General features: G+C 71.0%; 8 protein-coding genes. All 8 read left to right on the top strand.

What is annotated here, in order from left to right; all coding sequences use genetic code 11:
- The first annotated feature begins 26 nt into the window (after nt 1-26).
- Genes BLT28_RS40840 through BLT28_RS07775 form a run of 8 tightly spaced genes read left to right on the top strand, consistent with a single transcriptional unit; the run spans nt 27 to nt 19,686 of the window.
- Entirely contained in the window at nt 27-1,955 is a 1,929-nt protein-coding gene (locus BLT28_RS40840) for a hypothetical protein (protein WP_162184956.1), read from the top strand.
- Nucleotides 1,952-2,215 (top strand): acyl carrier protein, encoded by a 264-nt coding sequence (locus BLT28_RS40845; protein ID WP_030433687.1) that lies wholly within the window; start codon nt 1,952-1,954, stop codon nt 2,213-2,215. Before BLT28_RS40840 ends, BLT28_RS40845 begins: the two co-directional genes overlap by 4 nt.
- A complete protein-coding gene (locus BLT28_RS07750) occupies nt 2,212-3,219 on the top strand; it encodes a 3-oxoacyl-ACP synthase III family protein (RefSeq protein ID WP_030433686.1) in 1,008 nt (335 codons plus the stop codon). The genes BLT28_RS40845 and BLT28_RS07750 overlap by 4 nt, the downstream gene beginning before the upstream one ends.
- A complete protein-coding gene (locus BLT28_RS07755; protein ID WP_052408244.1) occupies nt 3,213-4,841 on the top strand; it encodes a fatty acid CoA ligase family protein in 1,629 nt (542 codons plus the stop codon). Before BLT28_RS07750 ends, BLT28_RS07755 begins: the two co-directional genes overlap by 7 nt.
- Nucleotides 4,838-5,827, top strand: a complete 990-nt coding sequence (locus BLT28_RS07760; RefSeq protein WP_030433684.1) for an NAD-dependent epimerase/dehydratase family protein — start codon at nt 4,838-4,840, stop codon at nt 5,825-5,827. The genes BLT28_RS07755 and BLT28_RS07760 overlap by 4 nt, the downstream gene beginning before the upstream one ends.
- The gene (locus tag BLT28_RS07765) at nt 5,824-7,341 is read left to right on the top strand and encodes a PfaD family polyunsaturated fatty acid/polyketide biosynthesis protein (RefSeq protein ID WP_081900854.1); all 1,518 of its coding nucleotides are present in this window, start codon (nt 5,824-5,826) and stop codon (nt 7,339-7,341) included. Before BLT28_RS07760 ends, BLT28_RS07765 begins: the two co-directional genes overlap by 4 nt.
- A gap of 10 nt (nt 7,342-7,351) precedes the next feature.
- Nucleotides 7,352-13,030, top strand: a complete 5,679-nt coding sequence (locus tag BLT28_RS07770) for a type I polyketide synthase (protein WP_030433682.1) — start codon at nt 7,352-7,354, stop codon at nt 13,028-13,030.
- Nucleotides 13,030-19,686: a type I polyketide synthase gene (locus tag BLT28_RS07775; protein ID WP_052408243.1), complete on the top strand. Its 6,657-nt coding sequence runs from the start codon at nt 13,030-13,032 to the stop codon at nt 19,684-19,686. Before BLT28_RS07770 ends, BLT28_RS07775 begins: the two co-directional genes overlap by 1 nt.
- Nucleotides 19,687-20,138 lie beyond the last annotated feature (452 nt).

Genomic DNA, 20,138 nt, shown 5'->3' on the forward strand with positions numbered 1-20,138 from the left:
ATTCTTCTATTCCGGGAGCAAGTGCTGTGGGGAAAACGCGTCTGGCATGTGCCGGAATCGGTTACGCCATTGGGGGTTGCGGTTCGGTCGAAGCGTTCGAGCGCGCCCGGTACACGGGGGCCGCCACCGGGCCGGGACGCAACTGGCCGGTCGAACGCGTGCGGGAGGAGGCGCTGCGCGACGCGGCGGTCTCCGAGCGGGACGAGTGCGTGGTCACCGTGCACGTCACGGACGGCCTGGCGAACGCGCTGGAGCGGGCGCGCGACGAACTCGCGGACGCCGACGTCGTGCTGGTCTGCCAGGAGGAATCCGGCGGTGCCGTCGCGGTCGCGCTCACCGCGCCGGTCAGGCCCGCCCCGAAGGTCTACGCGACGCTGTCCCTCCCCGGACCCGAGACGTCGGCGACGCTCAAGGACCTGGTCGAAGCCGCGCTCAGCCTCTACCACCGCTGTCTCCCGCCCGGCCCGGAGAACGGTGGCGTGAGCTGCCCGTGGCTGCGCGAGGCGGACGCACGGCCGCTCCGCACGTCCGTCGGCGGGCTCGCCCTGACCGGCTCCGCCCTCCGAGCCGACACCGCACCGCTGGACTGGCACTACGCCACGGACGTGGTGCTTCTGCCCGTCTGCGGCCAGGACACCGAAGACCTGCTCGCGGCCATCGCGCGGGTGAAGGACGCCATCGAGGCGGGGACCGACCTCGCCGAACTCGTCGCCGACGAGCCGGATGCTCCGCTGCGGGCGGTGTTCTGCGCGGAGCCCGGGTCGATGGTCCGGGAGTTGGACCGCGCGCTGGCCTCGCTTCCGCGCGCGCACGCCGAGGGCAAGGACTGGGCCAGCCCGAACGGCAGCTTCTGCGCGGCCCGGCCGATCGGCGCGGACGGCGGCGTCGCGCTGGTCTACCCCGGGCTGTTCACGCTGTACCCGGGCCTGAGCCGGGAGCTGATGCGGCTGTTCCCGATGGTGCACTCCGCGCTGGAGGACCTGGGCACGGCGACCGGCCGGGTCGGCTACCGCGACCTCATGCAGCGCCTGCTCGGGCGGCTGTCCGGGCCGGAGGACGAGGACCGGTTGGAACGGGAGCTGGTCAACGACCTCGGTGCGCTCTGCTCGATCGGCGTCGCGGTCACCACGGCCCACACCCGGCTGGTGCAGACCCTGCTGGGACGTGCGGAGATCGGAGCGCTCGGTTACAGCCTCGGCGAGGTGAGCATGATCATCGCCGCGCAGTCGGAGGTCCGGGAGCTGTGGGGAGTCGGGGCCGCCTCCTCCTCGCCGGTGCTCAGCGACGGGATCGCCGCCTCGGAGCGCATCGTGCGGGAGAAGTGGCGCGTTCCGGACTCCGCGACCGGTCCGATCTGGGGCTCCCGCGTCGTGGTCGGCGACCCGGAGGTCGTTCGCACCGCCGTGCGCGGCCGGGACCGCGTCTTCCTCAGCCACGTGAACGCACCCGGTGAAGTGGTGATCACCGGAGATCCCGCCGAGTGCGCGGAGGTGGCCGCCGGGCTGGGCCTGCCGAGCATGCCCTCGGCGCACAGCCACATCTTCCACACGCCGCTGATGGAGCGACGCTACTTCGCGGGCGCGTTCGACGCGCCGGTGACCGTGGACCCGCGCGTCGAGCTGTTCAGCGCCTACGAGAACCGCCCGCTCCCGAAGGGGGACGAAGCCCTCGGCGCCAAGATCGTGACGATGCTCAGCCGCCGGGTGGACTTCGCCCGGGTGGTGCGCGCCGCGTACGTGCGGGGCTACCGGTACTTCCTGGAGGTCGGCCCCGGCGGCGTGTGCACGCGGTGGATCACCGACACCCTCGCAGGCAGACCGCACGTCGCGGTGCCGCTGGAACGGCGCGGCGCTCCCACGGTGAACACGGTGGCCGGCCTGCTGGCCCGGCTGGTGAGCAACGGCGTCGCGATCGACCTGAGCCCGTTCCTGCCCGTCAAGAAGGAGATGTCGTGACGACAGTCGACCGTGCGGAAGTCCTGGTCTACGTGCGAGAGCAGATCGCCAAGCACCTCGCCGTCGACGTGGAGCAGGTCCAGCCGGACATGCCGGTCTACGCGCTGCCGGACATCGACTCGCTGAAGGCGATGCGGGCGATCACCGAGGTGGAGAAGCGCTTCGGGGTGACGGCACCGGTCGGCGAGATCATCGTGACCCGCACGGTCGGTGAGGTCGCCGACGTGCTGCACGCGACGATCGAGGAGAGCCGGTCGTGACGTACTCCAGGATCGGCCAGATCGCGGTGCACCTTCCGGAGGGCGGGCGGACGAGCGCGGAGGTGGAAGCCCTCGTCGCCGAGCTGAACCCGGGTTTCGAACCCCCGGAGGGGCTGATCGAGCGCTTCACCGGGGTCCGCTACCGGCACATCGCCCCGGAGGACACGCAGGCCTCGGACCTGGCGGTGGCGGCCATCGAGAAGCTGTTCGCGTCCTGGGGCCACGGCATCGACGACGTGGACCTGCTGATCTTCGCGGCCGCGAGCACCGACGTGATCGAACCCGCGACGGCGCACATCGTCTCCGACAAGCTCGGTGGCTCCTGCCCGGTCTTCGACATCAGCAACGCGTGCAGCAGCGTGTTCAACGCGATCGAGGTCGCCGACGCGCTCATCCGCACCGGGCAGTACCGGCGGGTGCTGATCGCTTGCGGTGAAAGGGTTTCCCCGGGGGCGCGGTACCGCGACGTCGCCACGATGGACGACTTCGTGCACGCCGGGGCGTCCCACACGGTCTCCGACGCGGGCGCCGCGCTGCTGGTGGAGGCCAGCGACGAGCCCGGGATCATCGGCCACCGGTCGATCGCGAACTCCAGTGCGTGGTCGGCCACCGTCGTCCCCCTGGTGCACGACAAGGAGTCCGACACGCTGAAGGTGGAGTACCTCGGCGTGAAGACGCTCGACCTGATGAAGGGCCTCGACCAGGCGGACATCACCCCGCTGCTGGACGCGGTCGCCGGGTTCGGCCTGACCATGGACGACTTCGACGTGGTGTGCATCCACCAAGCGGTGCTCGCCTATGTCGAGGTGTTCTGCGAGCGCGCCGGGATCCCCTACGACCGCACCGTTCTGACGCTGGCCGACCACGGCAACGTGGCGTCGGCGACCCTGCCGCTGCAGCTGGTCAAGGCCGTGGAGAGCGGGCGGCTGAACCCGGGGGACAAGGTCCTGCTCGTCGGCTTGGCCAGCGGGCTCAGCCTCGGCGTGATGGCGATGCAATGGTGAGCCGGCACGCCCACGACTTCCTCGCCGCGTTCCAGGACTCGGTGGAGCACCGGCCGGAGTGCACGGCGGTGTGGTGGCCCGCGGGCGGCGGCGCGTACTCGCGGATGAACTACGGCGAACTCGGTGCGCTGGGCGAGGAGTACACCAGGGCGCTGTGGAACGCGGGGCTGCGCAGGGGAATGCGCGCGTGCGTGCTCGTTCCGCCCGGCCCGGAGCTCGGGGCGCTGTTCTTCGCGCTCGTCCGGATCGGCGTGGTGCCCGTGCTCATCGACCCGGGCATCGCGAAGACCGCGTTGCGGGCCTGCATCGCGGAGTCCGCGCCCGAGGCGTTCATCGGTGTCCCGCTGGCGCATGCGGCGCGCGTGGTGCTGGGTTGGGGACGATCCAGCGTGCGCGTTGCGATCACCGTGGGGCGCAGGTGGTTCTGGGGCGGGCCGACGCTGAAGTCGCTGTGCGACCAGGTCGGTGAGGAGCCGCCGGAGTTCCACCCGGACCCGGACGCGCTTGCGGGCATCGCGTTCACGTCGGGCTCGACCGGGCCGCCGAAGGGCGTGGAGTTCCGCGGCCACCACCTCGGCGCGCAGATGCGGCTGGCCGGGCAGGTGTTCCCGGTCCCGTCCGGGATGGTGGGGATGTCCACCTTCCCGCCGTTCTCGCTGGCCGGGCCCGCGCTCGGGCTGAGCATGGTGGTGCCGGACATGGACCCGGTGCACCCGGCGGAAGCGGATCCGGCGACGCTGGTCACCGAGATCGACCGGTTCGGGGTGGGTGGCCTGTTCGGCTCGCCCGCGCTGCTGGACCGGCTGTCCCGGTACTGCGTGACCAACGACATCGAGCTGTCGTCGTTGTCCGTGGTCACCTCCGCCGGAGCGTCGCTGGACCCGAGGATCGCCGAACGCATGCGGAAGTGCCTGCCGCCGGACGCGCTGCTGTTCTCCGGCTACGGCGCGACCGAGTGCCTGCCGGTGAGCGTGATCGAGAGCCGTGACCTGCTCGGCGAGGTCCGGGTGGCGAGCGAGAACGGCGCGGGCACCTGCGTCGGCGTCCCGCTGCCGGACAACGACGTCCGGATCATCCGCGTCGACGACGGGCCGATCGCCGAGTGGAGCGACGATCTCCTCGTCCCGCAGGGCGACATCGGTGAGATCACGGTTGCCGGGCCGAGTGTCAGCGAGCGCTACCACGACCGGCCGGACGCGACGGCGCTGCACAAGATCCGCGACGGCGAGCGGATCGTGCACCGCGTCGGTGATCTCGGCTGGCTCGACGAGCACGGGCGGTTGTGGTTCTGCGGCCGCAAGTCGCAGCGCGTGCGCACCGCATGGGGCGACCTGAACACCGAGCAGATCGAGCCGATCGCGAACACGGTGCGCGGGGTGCGGCGCTCCGCCCTCGTCGGCGTCGGTCCGGCGGGACAGCAACAGCCGGTGGTGTGCGTGGAGACCGAGCGGGGGGTGCGGCAGTCCGGCCGCAACCGCATCGCCGCCGAGGTGCTGCGGCTGGTCGCCGACCGCGGCGTGCGGACCGTGCTGTTCCACCCGAAGTTCCCGGTCGACGTGCGGCACAACGCGAAGATCGGCCGCGAGCGGCTGGCCCGGTGGGCGTCGAGGAGGGCGCGATGAAGATCCTGGTGACCGGTGGCGGTGGGTTCCTCGGCAAGGCGGTGTGCGCGCGGCTGCTCGCCGCCGGGCACGAGGTCGTCTCCTTCTCCCGCACCTACCACGCTGACCTCGACGTGGACCAGCTCCAGGGCGACCTGCGCGACTACGGCACGGTGAGCGCCGCGGTCGCGGGCCGGGACGCGGTGGTCCACTGCGGGGCGAAGGCCGGTCAGTGGGGCCAGACCTACGAGTTCTACGGCACCAACGTCCTCGGCACGGATCACGTGATCAACGCCTGCCGGGAGCACGGGGTGCGGCGGCTGGTCTTCACCTCCAGCCCGAGCGTCGTCCACAACGGACAGGACCTCGACGGGGTGGACGAGAGCGCCCCGTACGCGACGCACTTCCCCGGCAACTACCCCAGGACCAAGGCCGAGGCGGAGAAGCGGGTGCTGGCCGCGAACTCCCCGGGCCTGGCGACGGTGGCGCTGCGCCCGCACCTCATCTGGGGGCCGGGCGACCCGCACTTCCTGCCGCGCATCCTGAGCCGGGCACGGGCCGGGCGGATGCGGCTGATCGGCCCGCCCGGCAAGCTGATCGACACCATCTACATCGACAACGCCGCCGACGCGCACCTGCTCGCGGTGGAGCGGCTGGAGCCCGGATCGCCGATCGCGGGCCGCGCCTACTTCCTCACCCAGGACGACCCGCACACCGCGGACGAGACGCTGAACGCGCTGTTGGCGGCCGCCGGGTTGCCGCCGGAGACCCGCCGCGTCCCGTTCGCCCTGGCCAAGCTGGCCGCGACGGTGGTGGAGGGCGCCTACCGGCTGGCCGCCGCGCGGTCCGAGCCGCCGCTGACCCGGATGGTCGTCGACCACGGCGGCACCTCGCACTGGTTCGACATCTCCGCCGCGCGCCGCGACCTCGGCTACCACCCGAAGGTCAGCACCGAGGAGGGCCTGCGGCGGCTGGCCGACCACCTCTCCGCGCGGGAGCGAGCATGATCGATCTGATCCACCGGGTGCGCGAACCGCTGCACGTCGTCCGCTGCCCAGAGGGCGGAATCACTGTCGGCGGGATCACGGTAGGGCAGGGCGACCTGCTCGGCGTCCTGCCCGCGCTGTACCCGGAGTGGCTCGGCGACCGCAGCTTCTGCGAAGTGCACGGCGTCCGTTTCCCTTATGTGGCGGGGGAGATGGCCAACGGCATCGCGACGACGCGGATGGTGGTCGCGATGGCCCGGGCCGACATGCTCGGCTTCTTCGGCGCAGGAGGGCTCGCACCGTCCACAGTGGAAATAGCCGTCGACGAGCTGTGCCGCGAGCTGGCAGGGAGGACGAACTGGGGCGTCAACCTGATCCACTCGCCGGCCGAGCCCGCCGTGGAGGAGGCCGTCGCCGACCTGCTGCTGCGGCGCGGCGTGCCGCGGATCTCCGCGTCGGCGTTCATGACGCTGACCCCGGCCGTCGTGCGGTGCGCAGTCTCCGGGCTGCGTCGCGAGACCAACGGGTGGATCAGCCGCCGTACCGCCGTGTTCGCCAAGCTCTCGCGCCCGGAGCTGGCCGAGCAGTTCCTGTCCCCGGCACCTGAACCGCTGCTTCGCGTCCTCGTGGAGCGTGGGCAGATCACCGCCGAGGAGGCCGAGCTGGCCCGCCACATCCCGGTCGCCGAGGACGTCACCGTGGAGGCCGACAGCGGTGGGCACACCGACAACCGGCCGCTTTCCGCTTTGCTGCCGACGATCCTGGCCGTTCGCGACGAGGTGTGCGCGCGGCACGGCTACCACCGGCCCGTGCGGGTCGGCGCGGCGGGCGGGCTCGGCACTCCGGGCGCTGTCGCGGCCGCCTTCGCGCTCGGCGCCGCCTACGTGCTGACCGGCTCGGTCAACCAGGTCGCCGTCGAGGCAGGGGTGTCCGACGAGGCGAAGAAGCTCCTCGCGCAGGCCGACATCACCGACGTCGCGATGGCCCCGGCCGCCGACATGTTCGAGCTCGGCGTGAAGCTCCAGGTGCTCAAGCGCGGCACCATGTTCGCCGCGCGGGCCAACCGGCTGTACCAGGTCTACCGCGACCACGACGGCATCGAGTCCATCCCGCAGCCGCTGCTGGACCGGCTGGAGAAGGAGGTCCTGGGCGCCTCCGTCGCGGACGTGTGGGTGCAGACCAAGCAGTTCTGGGCCGAGCGCGACCCGGCCGAGCTGGACAAGGCGGAGCGCGACCCGAAGCACCGAATGGCGCTCGTGTTCCGCTGGTACCTGGGCGGTTCGAGCCGTTGGGCGATCACCGGCGACCCGGCGCGGCGCAGCGACTACCAGCTGTGGTGCGGCCCGGCGATGGGCGCGTTCAACCGGTGGGCCGCGGGCAGTTTCCTCGCCGAGCCTGCCACCCGCTCGGTCGTGCAGATCGCGTTGAACCTGCTGGAAGGCAGCGCCGCGCTGACCCGTGCCCACCAGGCCCGCACCTACGGCGTGCCCGTTCCCGCCGAGGTGTTCGCCTTCCGCCCCCGCCCGCTGAGTTGAGGGAGTGAGCATGTTCTCCGACTTCCCGCCCGCCGTGCCGATCGCCGTGGTCGGACTCGGCGCGCTGCTTCCGGGCTCGGGAAACACAGCGGGCTTCTGGCGCACCGTGGCCTCGGGCCGGGATCTGATCACCGAGGTGCCGGCCGACCGCTGGCTGCTGGAGGACTACTACGACGCGGACCCGTTGGCCCCGGACAAGACCTACGCCAAGCGCGGCGCGTTCCTGTCCGCGGCGGAGTTCGACCCACTCGCGTTCGGAGTGCTGCCGAAGAACCTGGACCAGACCGACTCCGCGCAGCTGCTCTCCCTGATGGTGGCCGAGCGGGTGCTCGCGGAGGTCGCGGGCGGTGACCCGACGTCGTTGGAGCGCGATCGGACCGGCGTCGTCCTCGGCGCGTCCGCGCTCAACCTGCTGGGTGGCCTGGTCCAGCGTTTGGCGGGACCGATGCTCGCGAGGGTGCTTCGAGCCCAGGGGATGGAGGAGGTCGCCGTCCAGGAGGCGGTCGCGCGGTTCGTCGGACTGGCTCCGGAGTGGGGCGAGGCGAGCTTCCCCGGCCTGCTCACCAACGTGATCTCCGGGCGCATCGCCAACCGCTTCGACCTGCACGGCATGAACCACACCACCGACGCCGCCTGCGCCAGTTCCTTCGCCGCACTGAACACGGCGATCGACGAACTGGCCTCGGGGCGCGCCGACCTGATGCTCACCGGGGGAGTGGACACCGCCAACGAGGCGATGATGTTCGTCTGCTTCTCGAAGACACCCGCGCTCTCCCCGACCGGTGACTGCCGCCCCTTCTCCGATCAGGCAGACGGCACCATGCTCGGCGAGGGCGTGGCGATGCTCGCGCTGAAACGCCTCGCCGACGCCGAACGCGACGGGGACAAGGTCTACGCGGTGATCCGGGGCGTTGGCACCTCCTCCGACGGCGGTGGGACAGCGATCTACGCGCCCGTTCCGGAAGGGCAGGCGCAGGCGCTGCGCAGGGCGTACGAGCGCGCGGGCTACTCACCGTCCACTGTGGAGCTCGTCGAGGCGCACGGCACCGGGACCAAGGCGGGTGACGCCGCGGAGTTCGCCGGGCTGCGCGCGGTGTTCGGGTCGGAGCGGGACGACGCGCAGTGGTGCGCCCTCGGCTCGGTGAAGTCGCAGATCGGCCACACGAAGTGCACTGCGGGCGCGGCCGGGTTGCTCAAGGCGGTTCTCGCGCTGCACCACCGCGTCCTGCCGCCGACGATCAAGGTCGACGCTCCGAACCCCGGCCTGGAGATCGAGCGCAGTCCCTTCTACCTCAACACCGTGGCCCGTCCTTGGGTGCGCGGCGGCGATCATCCGCGGCGCGCGTCGGTGTCGAGCTTCGGCTTCGGCGGCAGCAACTTCCACGTCACGGTGGAGGAGTACGTCCCGACCGAGTCCGGCTGGGCTTCGCGCGCGCCGCGCTCCAGGACGGCCGCGACCGAGCTGTGGCTGTTCAGCGCCGAGACGAAGCAGGAGCTGACCGACACCAAGCTCTCCGCTCAGGAAAGTCAACGCCGCTTCGACCCCAAGGCCCCGTTCCGCCTCGCGGTGGTCGCGGCCGACGAGGCCGACCTGAAGGCGAAGGTCGCGCAGGCCGCGGAGCTGATCGAACGCGAGTCCGCGTTCACCGCACCCGGCCTGGCCTACGCGTCCGGCCCGGCCGACCTCGGCGGAGTCGCCCTGCTCTTCCCCGGTCAAGGCTCCCAGTACGTCGGCATGGGTGCGGATCTGGCGATGCAGCTCCCCGCCGCTCAGCGGGCCTGGGACCGTTACGGCACAGAGGAGTTCGACGGCACTCCGCTGCACCGTGTCGTGTTCCCGCGACCGGCGTTCGGCGACGCCGAGCGCGCGGAGCAACAGGCGAAGATCACCGCGACCGAGTGGGCACAACCCGCGCTCGCCGCGCACAGCCTCGCGCTGCTCGACGTGGTTCGCGCTCTGGGACTGCGGCCGGATTGCGTCGCCGGGCACAGCTTCGGCGAACTCACCGCGCTGCACGCCGCCGGAGTGCTCGAAGCCGACGCGTTGCTGGACGTCGCCCGGCGCCGTGGCGAGCTGATGCGCGAAGCCGCGCAGACCACCGCGGGGGCGATGCTGGCGGTCGCGACGACTCGCGAGCACGTCGAGGCCACACTTGCCGAGCTGGACGGTGTGTGGATCGCCAACCACAACGCGCCCGAGCAGATCGTGCTGTCCGGAACCAAGGCGGGGATCGAGGCAGCGGAGGCCGCTTTCACGGGCGTCACCACGCGCAGGCTCGACGCAGCGACCGCCTTCCACAGCCCCGTGGTGGCCGACGCGGCGACACCCTTCGCCGAGTACTTGTCCACTGTGGACATATCACCTGCGGCGGTCCCCGTGTACGGCAACACGGACGGCGATGTCTACCCGTTCGAAGTGGACGAGGTGCGGAGCCGGATCGCGGGCCACCTCGCCGCCCCCGTGCTCTTCCAGACGCAGATCGAGGCCATGTACGCGGCGGGTGTCCGGACCTTCGTCGAGGTCGGCGCGGGCAGCACGCTCACCGGCCTGGTCGGGCGCGTGCTGGGGGAGCGGCCGCACGTGGCGGTGTGCCTCGACCGCGCCCGCCGCGACGGCATGACCACTGTGCACGAAGCCCTCGGCCGCCTCGCGGTCGCCGGGGCGGAGCTTGACTACGCCGTGCTCTGGGAGGAGTACGGCTCGGTACCGGAACCCCAGCGGAAGGACGGCGCACGGATGACGGTGAAGATCGACGGTGGGATGTACGACCGCTCGTACCCGCCCAAGAACGGCGAGCTGACACCCGCTCCCGCTCCCGTCGCCGCGACCAATGGCCACGCGCCTGTCGCAAACACCAATGGCCACGTGGACCACCAGACGCGCAGCCTGCTGGAGGAGACGCAACGGCAGGCCGCGCTCGCGCATGCCGACTACCAACGCCAGACCGCTGAAGCACACGCCGACTACCAGCGCCGGGTCACCGAGAGCCACCTGGCCTACCTGCGGATGTCCGAGCTGTCCCTGTCCGCCCTGCTCGGCTCGCCCCTGCCCGCCACACCGTCGACCTTCCAACCAGCGCCGGTTGCCTTCCAGCCGCCCCCGATGCCCACAGTGCCCCTGCCCACAGTGCCGACGCCCGCACCTCCGGCGTTGGCTCCTTCGGTGATGGCACCGCCCCCGCCGGTCCCTGCCCCGGTAGCCACCCCGGCGCCAGCGCCCGCCCCTGCCGAAGCCCCAGCCGCACTGTCCGAAGTGGACATCGACGAGAAGATCCTCGAAGTCGTCGCGGAACGCACCGGCTACCCGGTCGAGATCCTGAACCTGGACATGGAGCTGGAGTCCGACCTGGGCATCGACTCCATCAAGCGGGTGGAGATCCTCTCCGCCTTCCGCGACCACACCGGCGACCTCCCGGACAGCGACATCGCCGAGTTCGCCGCCGCGCGAACGCTGCGCGAGGTCGCCGAGAAGGTCCGCAACCTCAACGGCGCCCCCGCGCCCGCCGAACCCGAGGCAGCGGCTGCCCCGGTGCTGGGCGAGCTGGTCCGCAGCGTTCCGGCAGCTGTCCCCGCACCTCCGACCGGCCTCGCGGTCGCCGGGCTCTTCGACGGTCCGATCGCGGTGATCGACGACGGCACCGGCATCGCCGAAGCGATCGTCGCCGAGCTGCGCGACCGCGGCTGCACTGCCTCGAACGAAACCGAGGTGCCGCAGGAGGCCACCGGCCTCATCCTGCTCAACCTGGCCGAAGTGACCGCGGACCAGGCCGTCGCGCACCTCACCAAGCCCGTCCTCGCCGCCTCGGCGATCGCCGACCGCTGCAGGCTCCTCGTCACCGTTCAGGACACCGGAGGCGACTTCGGCCTGAGCGGAGCGCAGGGCGAGCGCGCGTGGACTGCCGGACTTTCCGGACTCGCCCGCACCGCCGCCCGGGAGTGGCCGGAGGCGGCTGTGAAAGCGCTTGACCTCGAACAAGGCTCTCGCGCACCCGACGAGCTGGCCAAGGCCATCGTGCGCGAACTCCTCGAAGGCGGTCCTGACCTTGATGTGGGTCTGCGCGCCGACGGAACGCGCAATGTGCTCCGTATACGACCGGACACCTTGACCGGAGCCGAAGCCGGGACGATCACCAAGGACTCGGTGATCGTCGCGACAGGTGGAGCCCGAGGCGTCACCGCGGCCTCGCTCATCGAGCTGGCCAAGCGGTGCCAACCGCGAATCGTCCTGCTGGGCCGCACCACGCTGAAGGTCGAACCCGGCGGGCTCACCTCCCACGGGGACGAGGCGTCCATCGTCCGCGCACTGGCGACGATCGCCCCCGCCGACCCCTCCGCGCTGTCCGCCCGCGCCAAGGACATCCTCTCCGTGCGAGAGATCCAAGCGACCGTCCGGGCTTTGGAGGACGCGGGCGCCAAGGTGCGCTACGCCGCTGTCGATGTGCGGGACGAAGCCGCGTTGACCGAGGCGCTGAACGAGGTCCGCACCGCATGGGGCCCGATCACCGGCATCGTGCACGGTGCCGGTGTGCTCGCGGACAAACATCTGGCGGACAAGACCTCCGAGCAGGTCGAGCGCGTGCTCAGCACCAAGATCGACTCACTGCGGGCGCTCCTGCGGGCGACGGCGGACGACCCCGTCGACCTGCTGTGCCTGTTCTCCTCGGTCACCGGCCTCTTCGGCAACGCGGGGCAAGCCGACTACGCGGTGGCCAACGAAGTCCTCGACCAGGTCGCCGCGGCCGAACTGGCCCGCCGACCCGGCCGCGTGGTCCGCTCCATCGACTGGGGACCGTGGCACGGCGGCATGGTCACACCGCAGCTCGCGGAGCTCTTCGTCGGCAAGGGCGTCCCGCTGATCCCCATCAAGGCCGGGGCCACCGCGTTCGTCGCCGAAGCACTGCACCCGGATTCCCCGAGCAGGGTGTGCCTCGCTCAGCAGGACGGCACGCCCCCGGCACCGGCGGTCGCACCCACTCAGGTCGTCGTCAACGAGCGCCGTCATCCGTACCTCGCCGACCACACGATCAACGGCGTCACCGTGCTGCCCGTCGTGATGGCGGTGGAATGGTTCACCAGGGCAGTCGAGGAGCCGGTCACGTTGCGGAACTTCCGGGTGCTGCGCAAGGTGACCTTGCCCGGCTACGAGGGCGACGGAGAGCGCCTCACGGTGCGGCGCAACGGCTCTGACATCGAAGTCTGCAACGGCGTTCCGCACATGAAGGCGACGCTCGGCGACCACGCCGGACCCCGTGACTGGCCCGAGCTGACCGACACCACTTCGCCGTTCCTACCCGACCTCTACGACGGGTATGCGTTGTTCCACGGTCCCCGATTCCAATCGCTGCGAAAGCTGACTTGCGTCAATGAATCGGGTGCAGCCGCGGAGATCGTCGGTGCCACCGAGCTGGACTGGCCGAATGAGGCGTGGGGGACGGACGTGCCCGCGCTGGACGGAATGCTCCAGCTCGCGTGCGTGTGGGCCGGCGTCCGCTTCCGGAGCGCGACGCTGCCCATGGCCATAGGGGAGATCCGCATCCACGGGTCGGGTCCGCTCGGCACGGGCCGGTGTGTGGTGCACGCGGGCGAGGCCGGGGCCGCGCACACGAGATGCGACGTGGTGCTCACCGACTCCACCGGAGCGGTGCGTGCCGAGTTCCTTGACGTCGAGCTGGTGCGTCGGCCGAGCTGATGACATTCGAGCCGATCGCCGTCGTCGGCCGGGCGTGCTGGTTCCCCGGTGCGCCCGACCCGGACGCACTGTGGCGCAACGTCGTCGAGCGCAGGTCCTGCCTCACCCCGGTGCCGCCGGGCCGCTGGCGCGTCGAGCCGGAAGGTGTCCACAACGGAGGATTCGTCGAGGTCGACGCCAGTTCGATCGACCCGCTGCACGACTGGGTGCTGAACGGCACCGAACACGCGCTGAAGGAGGCCGGCGCGCGGCCGGAGGAGGCCGGCCTCGTCCTGGGCATCCTGCCGTACCCGCACGAGGCCGCGGCGAAGTTCGCCGAACAGGTCTGGCGTGGGGAAACCCCGTCCGATCCGCGGAACTGGTTCTCCTCCGGCTTTCCGGCCGAGCTCGCGGCGAAGACGTTGGGCCTGGGCGCGGGCGCGTTCGCCTTGGACGCCGCCTGCGCGTCCGCGCTCTACGCGGTGAAGCACGCGTGTGATCGGCTGCACGACCGCACCGCGCGCGTGATGGTCGCGGGCGCGGTCAACCGCGCTGACAACCTGTTCCTCCACCGGGGGTTCAAGGCGCTGTCTGCCGCCAGCCCGACCGGTCGCAGCCGCCCGTTCGCTCGCGACGCGGACGGCCTTGTGCCCGGCGAGGGCGCCGGATTCATCGCCCTGATGCGCCTGGCGGACGCGATCGCCGACGACATCCCCGTCCTCGGCGTGATCCGAGGCGTCGGCCTGTCCAACGACGGACGTTCCGGCGGCTTGCTCGCCCCTTCCCAACAGGGACAGGAACGAGCACTGCGCCAGGCCTACGAGCTGGCCGGGCTCGACCCCGCGACCGTGTCCTATGTGGAGTGCCACGCCACCGGAACACCCGTCGGCGACGCGGTCGAGGCTCGGGCGATGGCCTCGGTGTTCGGCGAGGCAGCCGATGTGGTGATCGGCTCGCTCAAAGCCGCGATCGGGCACACGCTGGCCGCGTCCGGCATGGCAGGCATCCTCAAGGTGCTCGGCGCGTTCACCGCCGGAGTCCGCCCCGCGCAACCGGAGCAGGTCAATCCGATCGAAGCGCTGGCCGGGACCCCGCTGCGCATCGCGGCGAATGCCGAGGAGTGGAGCGGTCCGCGCCGAGCAGGCGTGAGCTCCTTCGGATTCGGCGGTGCGAACGCACACGTGGTCCTCGACGCCTGGCACGATTCGACCGGAGTGCCCGAAGCCCCACCGCCCGTGCGGGTCGCGATCGTCGCGATGGGCGCTCGTGTCGGAGACGGCAAGAGCCTCGACGACTTCCGCCAAGCCGTGCTGACCGGCACGCCGCCCGGACCGGCATCCACGGTGGACGTCGACCTCGACGGCCTGTGCTTCCCGCCGACCGATCTCCGCGTCGCCGAGCCCCGTCAGCTGCTGATGCTCGCGGCAGCGCGCGAAGCCGCCCGTGGTGTCGACCTGCCACGCGAGCGAACTGCGGTGCTGGTGGGAATCGGAGACTCCGCCGGGGCAGCGCGCTACGGAGCACGCTGGCGCGAGGGGCATGACGAACCGCTGGTCGGAGCAGGTGTGGTCGGCACGATGCCGCACATCACCGCGCACCGCGTCAACACCCAGCTCGATCTCGCCGGGCCAGGGCTCGCGGTCTGCGCTGAGGAGGAATCCGGCCTGGTCGCACTGGACCTCGCCGTGCGCGCGCTCCGCCACCGCGAGGTGGACGCGGCCCTGGTAGGCGCCGTCGACGTGACCACCGATCAGGTCCAGCGGGCGGCCCTTCGCACAGATCACCCGGGCGACGCGGCGATCATGCTCGTGCTCAAGCGCCTCGACGACGCCCATCGCGACGGCGACCAGATCATGGCTGTACTCGGCGAGAATCCACCGGTCCGGGAAGACCGGTTCGGCAACACGCATGCCGCCAGTGGCCTTCTCTCCGTCGCCGCCTCGGTCCTGCACACAGCGCCCAGGCTGCGGATCTTCTCCGGCCGGGACCGCGCGGAGGTGCTTGCCGCCGCGGTCGCCGGGCGAGAATCCAACGACGGCCCCGCGCGCCTCGCGGTCCACGGCGACGTCCTCGACGAAGCCGTGAAGTGGCTCCAGGGCAAGGCGATCCGCCCTCGTGGAGCGTCCTACAGGGACACTCCGCTGAGCGGCGAGACCGCCTTCGTCTTCACCAACGGCTCAGCGGCCGAACCTCAGCCGGACGTCCTCGACCAGATCCTGGCCGCCGGACAGCTGAGCGCGCACCACGCCAAGCGAAGCCGCAGGCTCCTCGGCGACCCGGACGCAGTGATCGGCTACTCCTCCGGTGAATCCGCAGCGCTCACCGCGCTGGGGCTGTGGACGAACCCCGTCGAAGAGGCCAGGCGGAGCGGCCTGTTCGACAAGGAGATCGGCGGTGAGTACCGCACGATCCGCCGGGCCTGGGCCGCCCTGGGCATCCAAGGCGAGCGGTGGGCCAGCTACGCCGTGCCCATGACCGCCGAGCACGTCCGCGCAGCCCTCGCGGGGGAGACCGCCGTGCACCTGATGGCGATCAACACTCCTGAGCTGTGTGTTGTTGGCGGAGAGGCTGAAGCGTGCGCGAGGTGGATCGCACAGCACGCGGTCAACGCGGTCCGGCTGGAGTACGACATGGCCGCTCACGCGCCGGAACTCGCCGGGATCGCCGCCCAGTGGTGGGAGCTGCACCACCGCCCGACGAAAGCGATCCCAGGGGTCCGCTTCTACAGCTGCGCCACGGGCGAGCCCTATGAGCCGACCACCGACTCGGTCGCCGCCGCGCTCACCCAGCAGGTGCTCGGCACGATCGACTTCGTGCGCGTGATCGAACGAGCCTGGTCGGACGGCGTGCGGATCTTCGTCGAGCACGGGCCCCGCAACCTGTGCACCTCGTGGATCGACCGCATCCTCGGCGACCGCGAACACCTCGCCGTCGCCATGGACGCCCCGGCATCCCACGTCGTCGCGGAGCTGGCCGCGGCAGGAGTGCTCATCGGCGAGGAGAGGGCGAACATCATGCGACTCCCGGTGGACTCTCCCGCGATGCGTGCCCAGGTGATGCCGCCCGCGCCCGCCCTGCCCCCGGTGCTGCGCCCGGCCCCGGCTGTCGGACCCGCCGCCGCGATCGTCGAGCTGCGCAACCACGTGACCGCGGCACACCGGGCCGCGCTCGCCGGACAGGCCCAGTCCTACCACCAGTTCCTCGCCACTCAGGCGGAGGCCGACGAAGCGTTCCGGCGCACGCTCAGCGCCGTCGTCGCCCGTCCCGACCCCGGCCCGAAGTTCACCCGCGCCCAACTGGAATTCCTCGCCCACGGCAAGATCTCCGAGCTGTTCGGCCCGCTGTTCGCGGCGCAGGACCACAAGCACCGACAAACCCGCATGCCGCAACCACCACTGCTCCTCGCGGACCGCGTCCTCAGCATCGAGGGCGAACCCGGCGCGCTCACCAAGGGCCGCGCGATCGGCACGATCCGAACAGAAACGGACGTCACCGACGACTCCTGGTACCTCGACAGCTGTGGCCGCATGCCCACCGGCCTGATGATCGAAGCCGGACAGGCCGACCTCCTGCTGATCAGCTGGCTCGGTGCCGATCTCGTCGGTGGTGACCGGGTCTACCGACTGCTCGGCTGCGACCTCACCCTGCACGGAGCCCCGCCCGCGCCGGGAGAGACCCTGCACTACGAGATCCACGTGGACGGCGATGCCCGCGTGTTCTCGTTCTACTACGACTGCTTCGTCAACGGCGAGCTCCGCATGTCAGTCCGAAACGGACAGGCCGGCTTCTTCACCGACGAAGAACTCAGGTCCAGCGAAGGCGTCCTCTGGAATCCCGGAAGCACCGTCGGCACGGAACCCGCGGCACGAACGCGCTCCGCCTTCACCCTGGAACAGGTCAGCGCATTCGCCGAAGGCCGGCCCGCCGAGTGCTTCGGCGAGGACTGGGAGTCGACCCGCGCCCACGTCCGCACCCCACGCATCGGTTCCGGCCGGATGCGCCTGCTCGACGAAGTGACCGAGTTCGATCCGCACCGCGGCTACCTCCGCGCCACGACCCGCATCACCCCGGACAGCTGGTTCTTCGACGGCCACTTCCACAACGACCCGTGCATGCCCGGCACCCTGATGTTCGAGGGCGCGGTCCAGGCCGCGTCGTTCCACCTCGCCGCGTGCGGGCGCAGCATCGACCGCGACGGCTGGCGCTTCGAGGTCCAGGGGCAGGCCCGTCTCCGCTGCCGCCGCCAGGTCACCCCCACCAACGCCGACCTGGTCTACGAGGTCTTCGTCTCCGCCACCGACGAGTTCTCCGTCACCGCCGACGTTCTGTGCACTGTGGACGGTGTGAAAGCGTTCCACGCCGCGGGCCTGACCGTCGCGCTCGTCCCGGACTGGCCGCTGGACCACTGGCGCCGCCTCGGCCCGCCACGCGTGCTGAAGGCGGGCGAGGAGGTCCCGCTGCCCCTGCTCGGCGGACTCGTGGGGTACCAGGACCACCCCGGCGGACTCCGCATGGTGCTCGCCTCCTCCTGGGGACGCCAGGCGGAGGTCGGCGGCGAGTCCCGCGCGCGCTTCGACGGCGCGCTCCGCATGCCCCGGCTCCCCGGCCCGCCGTACCTGTTCATCGACCGCTTCGTGGGCGGCACCGTCGATCTCGGGGCGGAGCGCGTCGGCGACACCCTCGTCGCCGAGTACGACGTGTCCGCCGACGCCTGGTACTTCGACGCGGTCGAGCGCCCGGTCATGCCGTCCGCGGCGCTGATCGAAGTGGCGCTCCAGGTCTGCGGCGGCCTGTCGTCGATGACCACCGACCTGAGCGGAGCCGGGGAGAGCCTGTTCTACCGCAACCTCGACGGCGAGGGCACGGTGCTCAGCCCGGTCACCCCGGAGACCAAGGTCCTGCGCACCACCGCCGAGCTTCGCTCCGTCGCGCGCCTCGGCAACATGATCATCAACAGCTTCGTCGTGGACGTGCTCGCCGACGGAGTCCCCGCCTACCACGCCACGGCCGTCTTCGGCTTCTTCCCCGAACGCGCGCTGGAGGAACAGGTCGGCCTGCCCGGCGGCCCACCGGAACAGCTCCCGCCCGGCCGGGACCTCGACCTCAGCGGGCTCGACGGCACCCCGCCGATGTTGCTCATGCTGGACCGCGTCACCGGCTACTGGCCGGACGGCGGCAAGGCCGGGCTCGGCAGGCTGCGCGCGGAGAAGGACGTGAACGCGGGTGAGTGGTACTTCAAGGCCCACTTCTTCCAGGACCCCGTCCAACCCGGGTCGCTCGGCATCGAGGCGCTGTGCCAGGCGCTGCGGCTGCACCTGCGCGCCCAGGGGATGAGCGCTCCGGGCCACGACCCCGTGCTGGTCGGCCACGCGATGAAGTGGACCTACCGCGGCCAGGTCGTCCCCGGCACCGGCACCATGACGATGGAGATCGAGGTCCTGGCCGTCGAAGCGGACCACGTCGTGGCCGAGGGCTGGCTGTGGTTCGAAGGCCGTCGCCTCTACCACCTCAGCCAGTTCGCCATGAGCACCAACGGCGAGACCCGGCTCGACCCGGCCGACCACCCCTGGATGGCCGACCACTGCCCCGGCTGGGCCGTCCCCGCCATGCCGATGATGTCCATTGTGGACAATCTGGCGGACGCGGCGGCCCGCCGCACCGGTCGTGGGGTGCGCGCCGTCCGCGACGTCCAGCTCCGCCGCTGGCTGCCCACCGACCGCCCGCTCCGCCTCCGCACGGACGTGTCGGTGGACGGCGACACCGCCCACGTCACGCTGCTGACCTGGCGCGACGCCGCGACCGCGCACCTCTCCCGCTTTGAGGAGGTCGCCTCCGGCGCTGTTCACCTCGGCGCGTACCCGGCCCAGCGGCCGGAGCCGTTCGCGCCACTCGCCGACGCGGTGGACGAGGTCGACCCCTACACCAGCGGCGAGATGTTCCACGGCCCGGCGTTCCACTACGTCACTTCGCTGCGCATGTCCGACATCGGCAGCACGAGCGTCCTCGACATCGACCGCGGAACGGTGTCATACGGTCGGCTGAACCAGGGGCTCTTGGACGCGATCGTGCACGGAGTCCCGTGCCATCACCTCCAGCGCTGGTCACCCGACGTTCCTCCAATGCGAGTCGCGGTGCCGCACCGCCTCGTGTCGCTCGACTTGTACGAGCCTCTGCCGGAGACGGGCACCGCGATCTCGGAAGTCCGTTTCGCAGGTCACGTGGACGGGAACCCAGTACTACCGGTCTTTGACATGCAGCTCGTGGTGCGCGGCCAGGTGGCGGCGCAGTTGCGGCTGGCCTACGTGATGATCCCGTTGGAGATGGGCGCCGACCTGCCCCTCGCCGAGCGCCGAGCTTTCCTCCGCGACCGCGTCTACGTCCCGGGGGCGACACTGTCCGTGCAGACACCCGACAGCACGACGCTCGACGATCGGGCCGTCGACGCCATGGACGTGACACCGGGCTCGATCGCGCGGGTGTTCGGCATCGATCCCGGTCTTCCCCGGACCGAACGGACCACGGTGCTCGCCATCAAGGAGCACGTCGCGCGCCTGGCGGAAGTGCACCCGTACTACGTGGAGGTCGAGGAGGACCGCCGGGGCGCCGTCGCGAACGGCCGGAGTTACCCCGTGAAGATCGGTGCAGGGGCCGCCGGAGTGACCGTCAGATCGCGCTGACCAGGCGATTTGACTTCTGATCTTCGGCTACGTACCTTTCTCCAGGCCAGCGCGGCACGGACCACATCGGTCCGGACGCCAGGCAGCAGGACCCGCGAACCAAGCTCCCATCGCACGGTGGTAGAGTGGGCGGCCTGCGAAATCCGGGAACAACACACTGCCTGACTAAATCCGCCTGGGTGTGGTGCGTCGCTGGCGTGTGCTCCCTTTATGTGAAGTGAATATGTTCGGAAGTCGTTGGCGTCCGGATGTCCTTTTCTTAGGGATTGGGTCGGGTTGATCCCCGATTTGACACTGGGAAAGCGGCCCGGATAAGGTTCCACCAGCGAAAATCGAATCGGAACCGGCCAGGTCCTCGGAAACGGCGGATTTGACACGGGAAACGCGGTTCGGATAAGCTTCGAACAGAACGAAATGAGCCCCGGACGGGGAGCCCGAGTGTGGGTGATCCG

Source organism: Allokutzneria albata (genome assembly GCF_900103775.1).
In the GTDB taxonomy this organism is placed as follows: Bacteria; Actinomycetota; Actinomycetes; order Mycobacteriales; family Pseudonocardiaceae; genus Allokutzneria; species Allokutzneria albata.

Coding starts and splice junctions, on each gene's coding strand:
- BLT28_RS07765 (WP_081900854.1), top strand. CDS start 5,824: ATGATCGATCTGATCCACCGGGTGCGCGAACCGCTGCACGTCGTCCGC.
- BLT28_RS07760 (WP_030433684.1), top strand. CDS start 4,838: ATGAAGATCCTGGTGACCGGTGGCGGTGGGTTCCTCGGCAAGGCGGTG.
- BLT28_RS07770 (WP_030433682.1), top strand. CDS start 7,352: ATGTTCTCCGACTTCCCGCCCGCCGTGCCGATCGCCGTGGTCGGACTC.
- BLT28_RS07775 (WP_052408243.1), top strand. CDS start 13,030: ATGACATTCGAGCCGATCGCCGTCGTCGGCCGGGCGTGCTGGTTCCCC.
- BLT28_RS07755 (WP_052408244.1), top strand. CDS start 3,213: ATGGTGAGCCGGCACGCCCACGACTTCCTCGCCGCGTTCCAGGACTCG.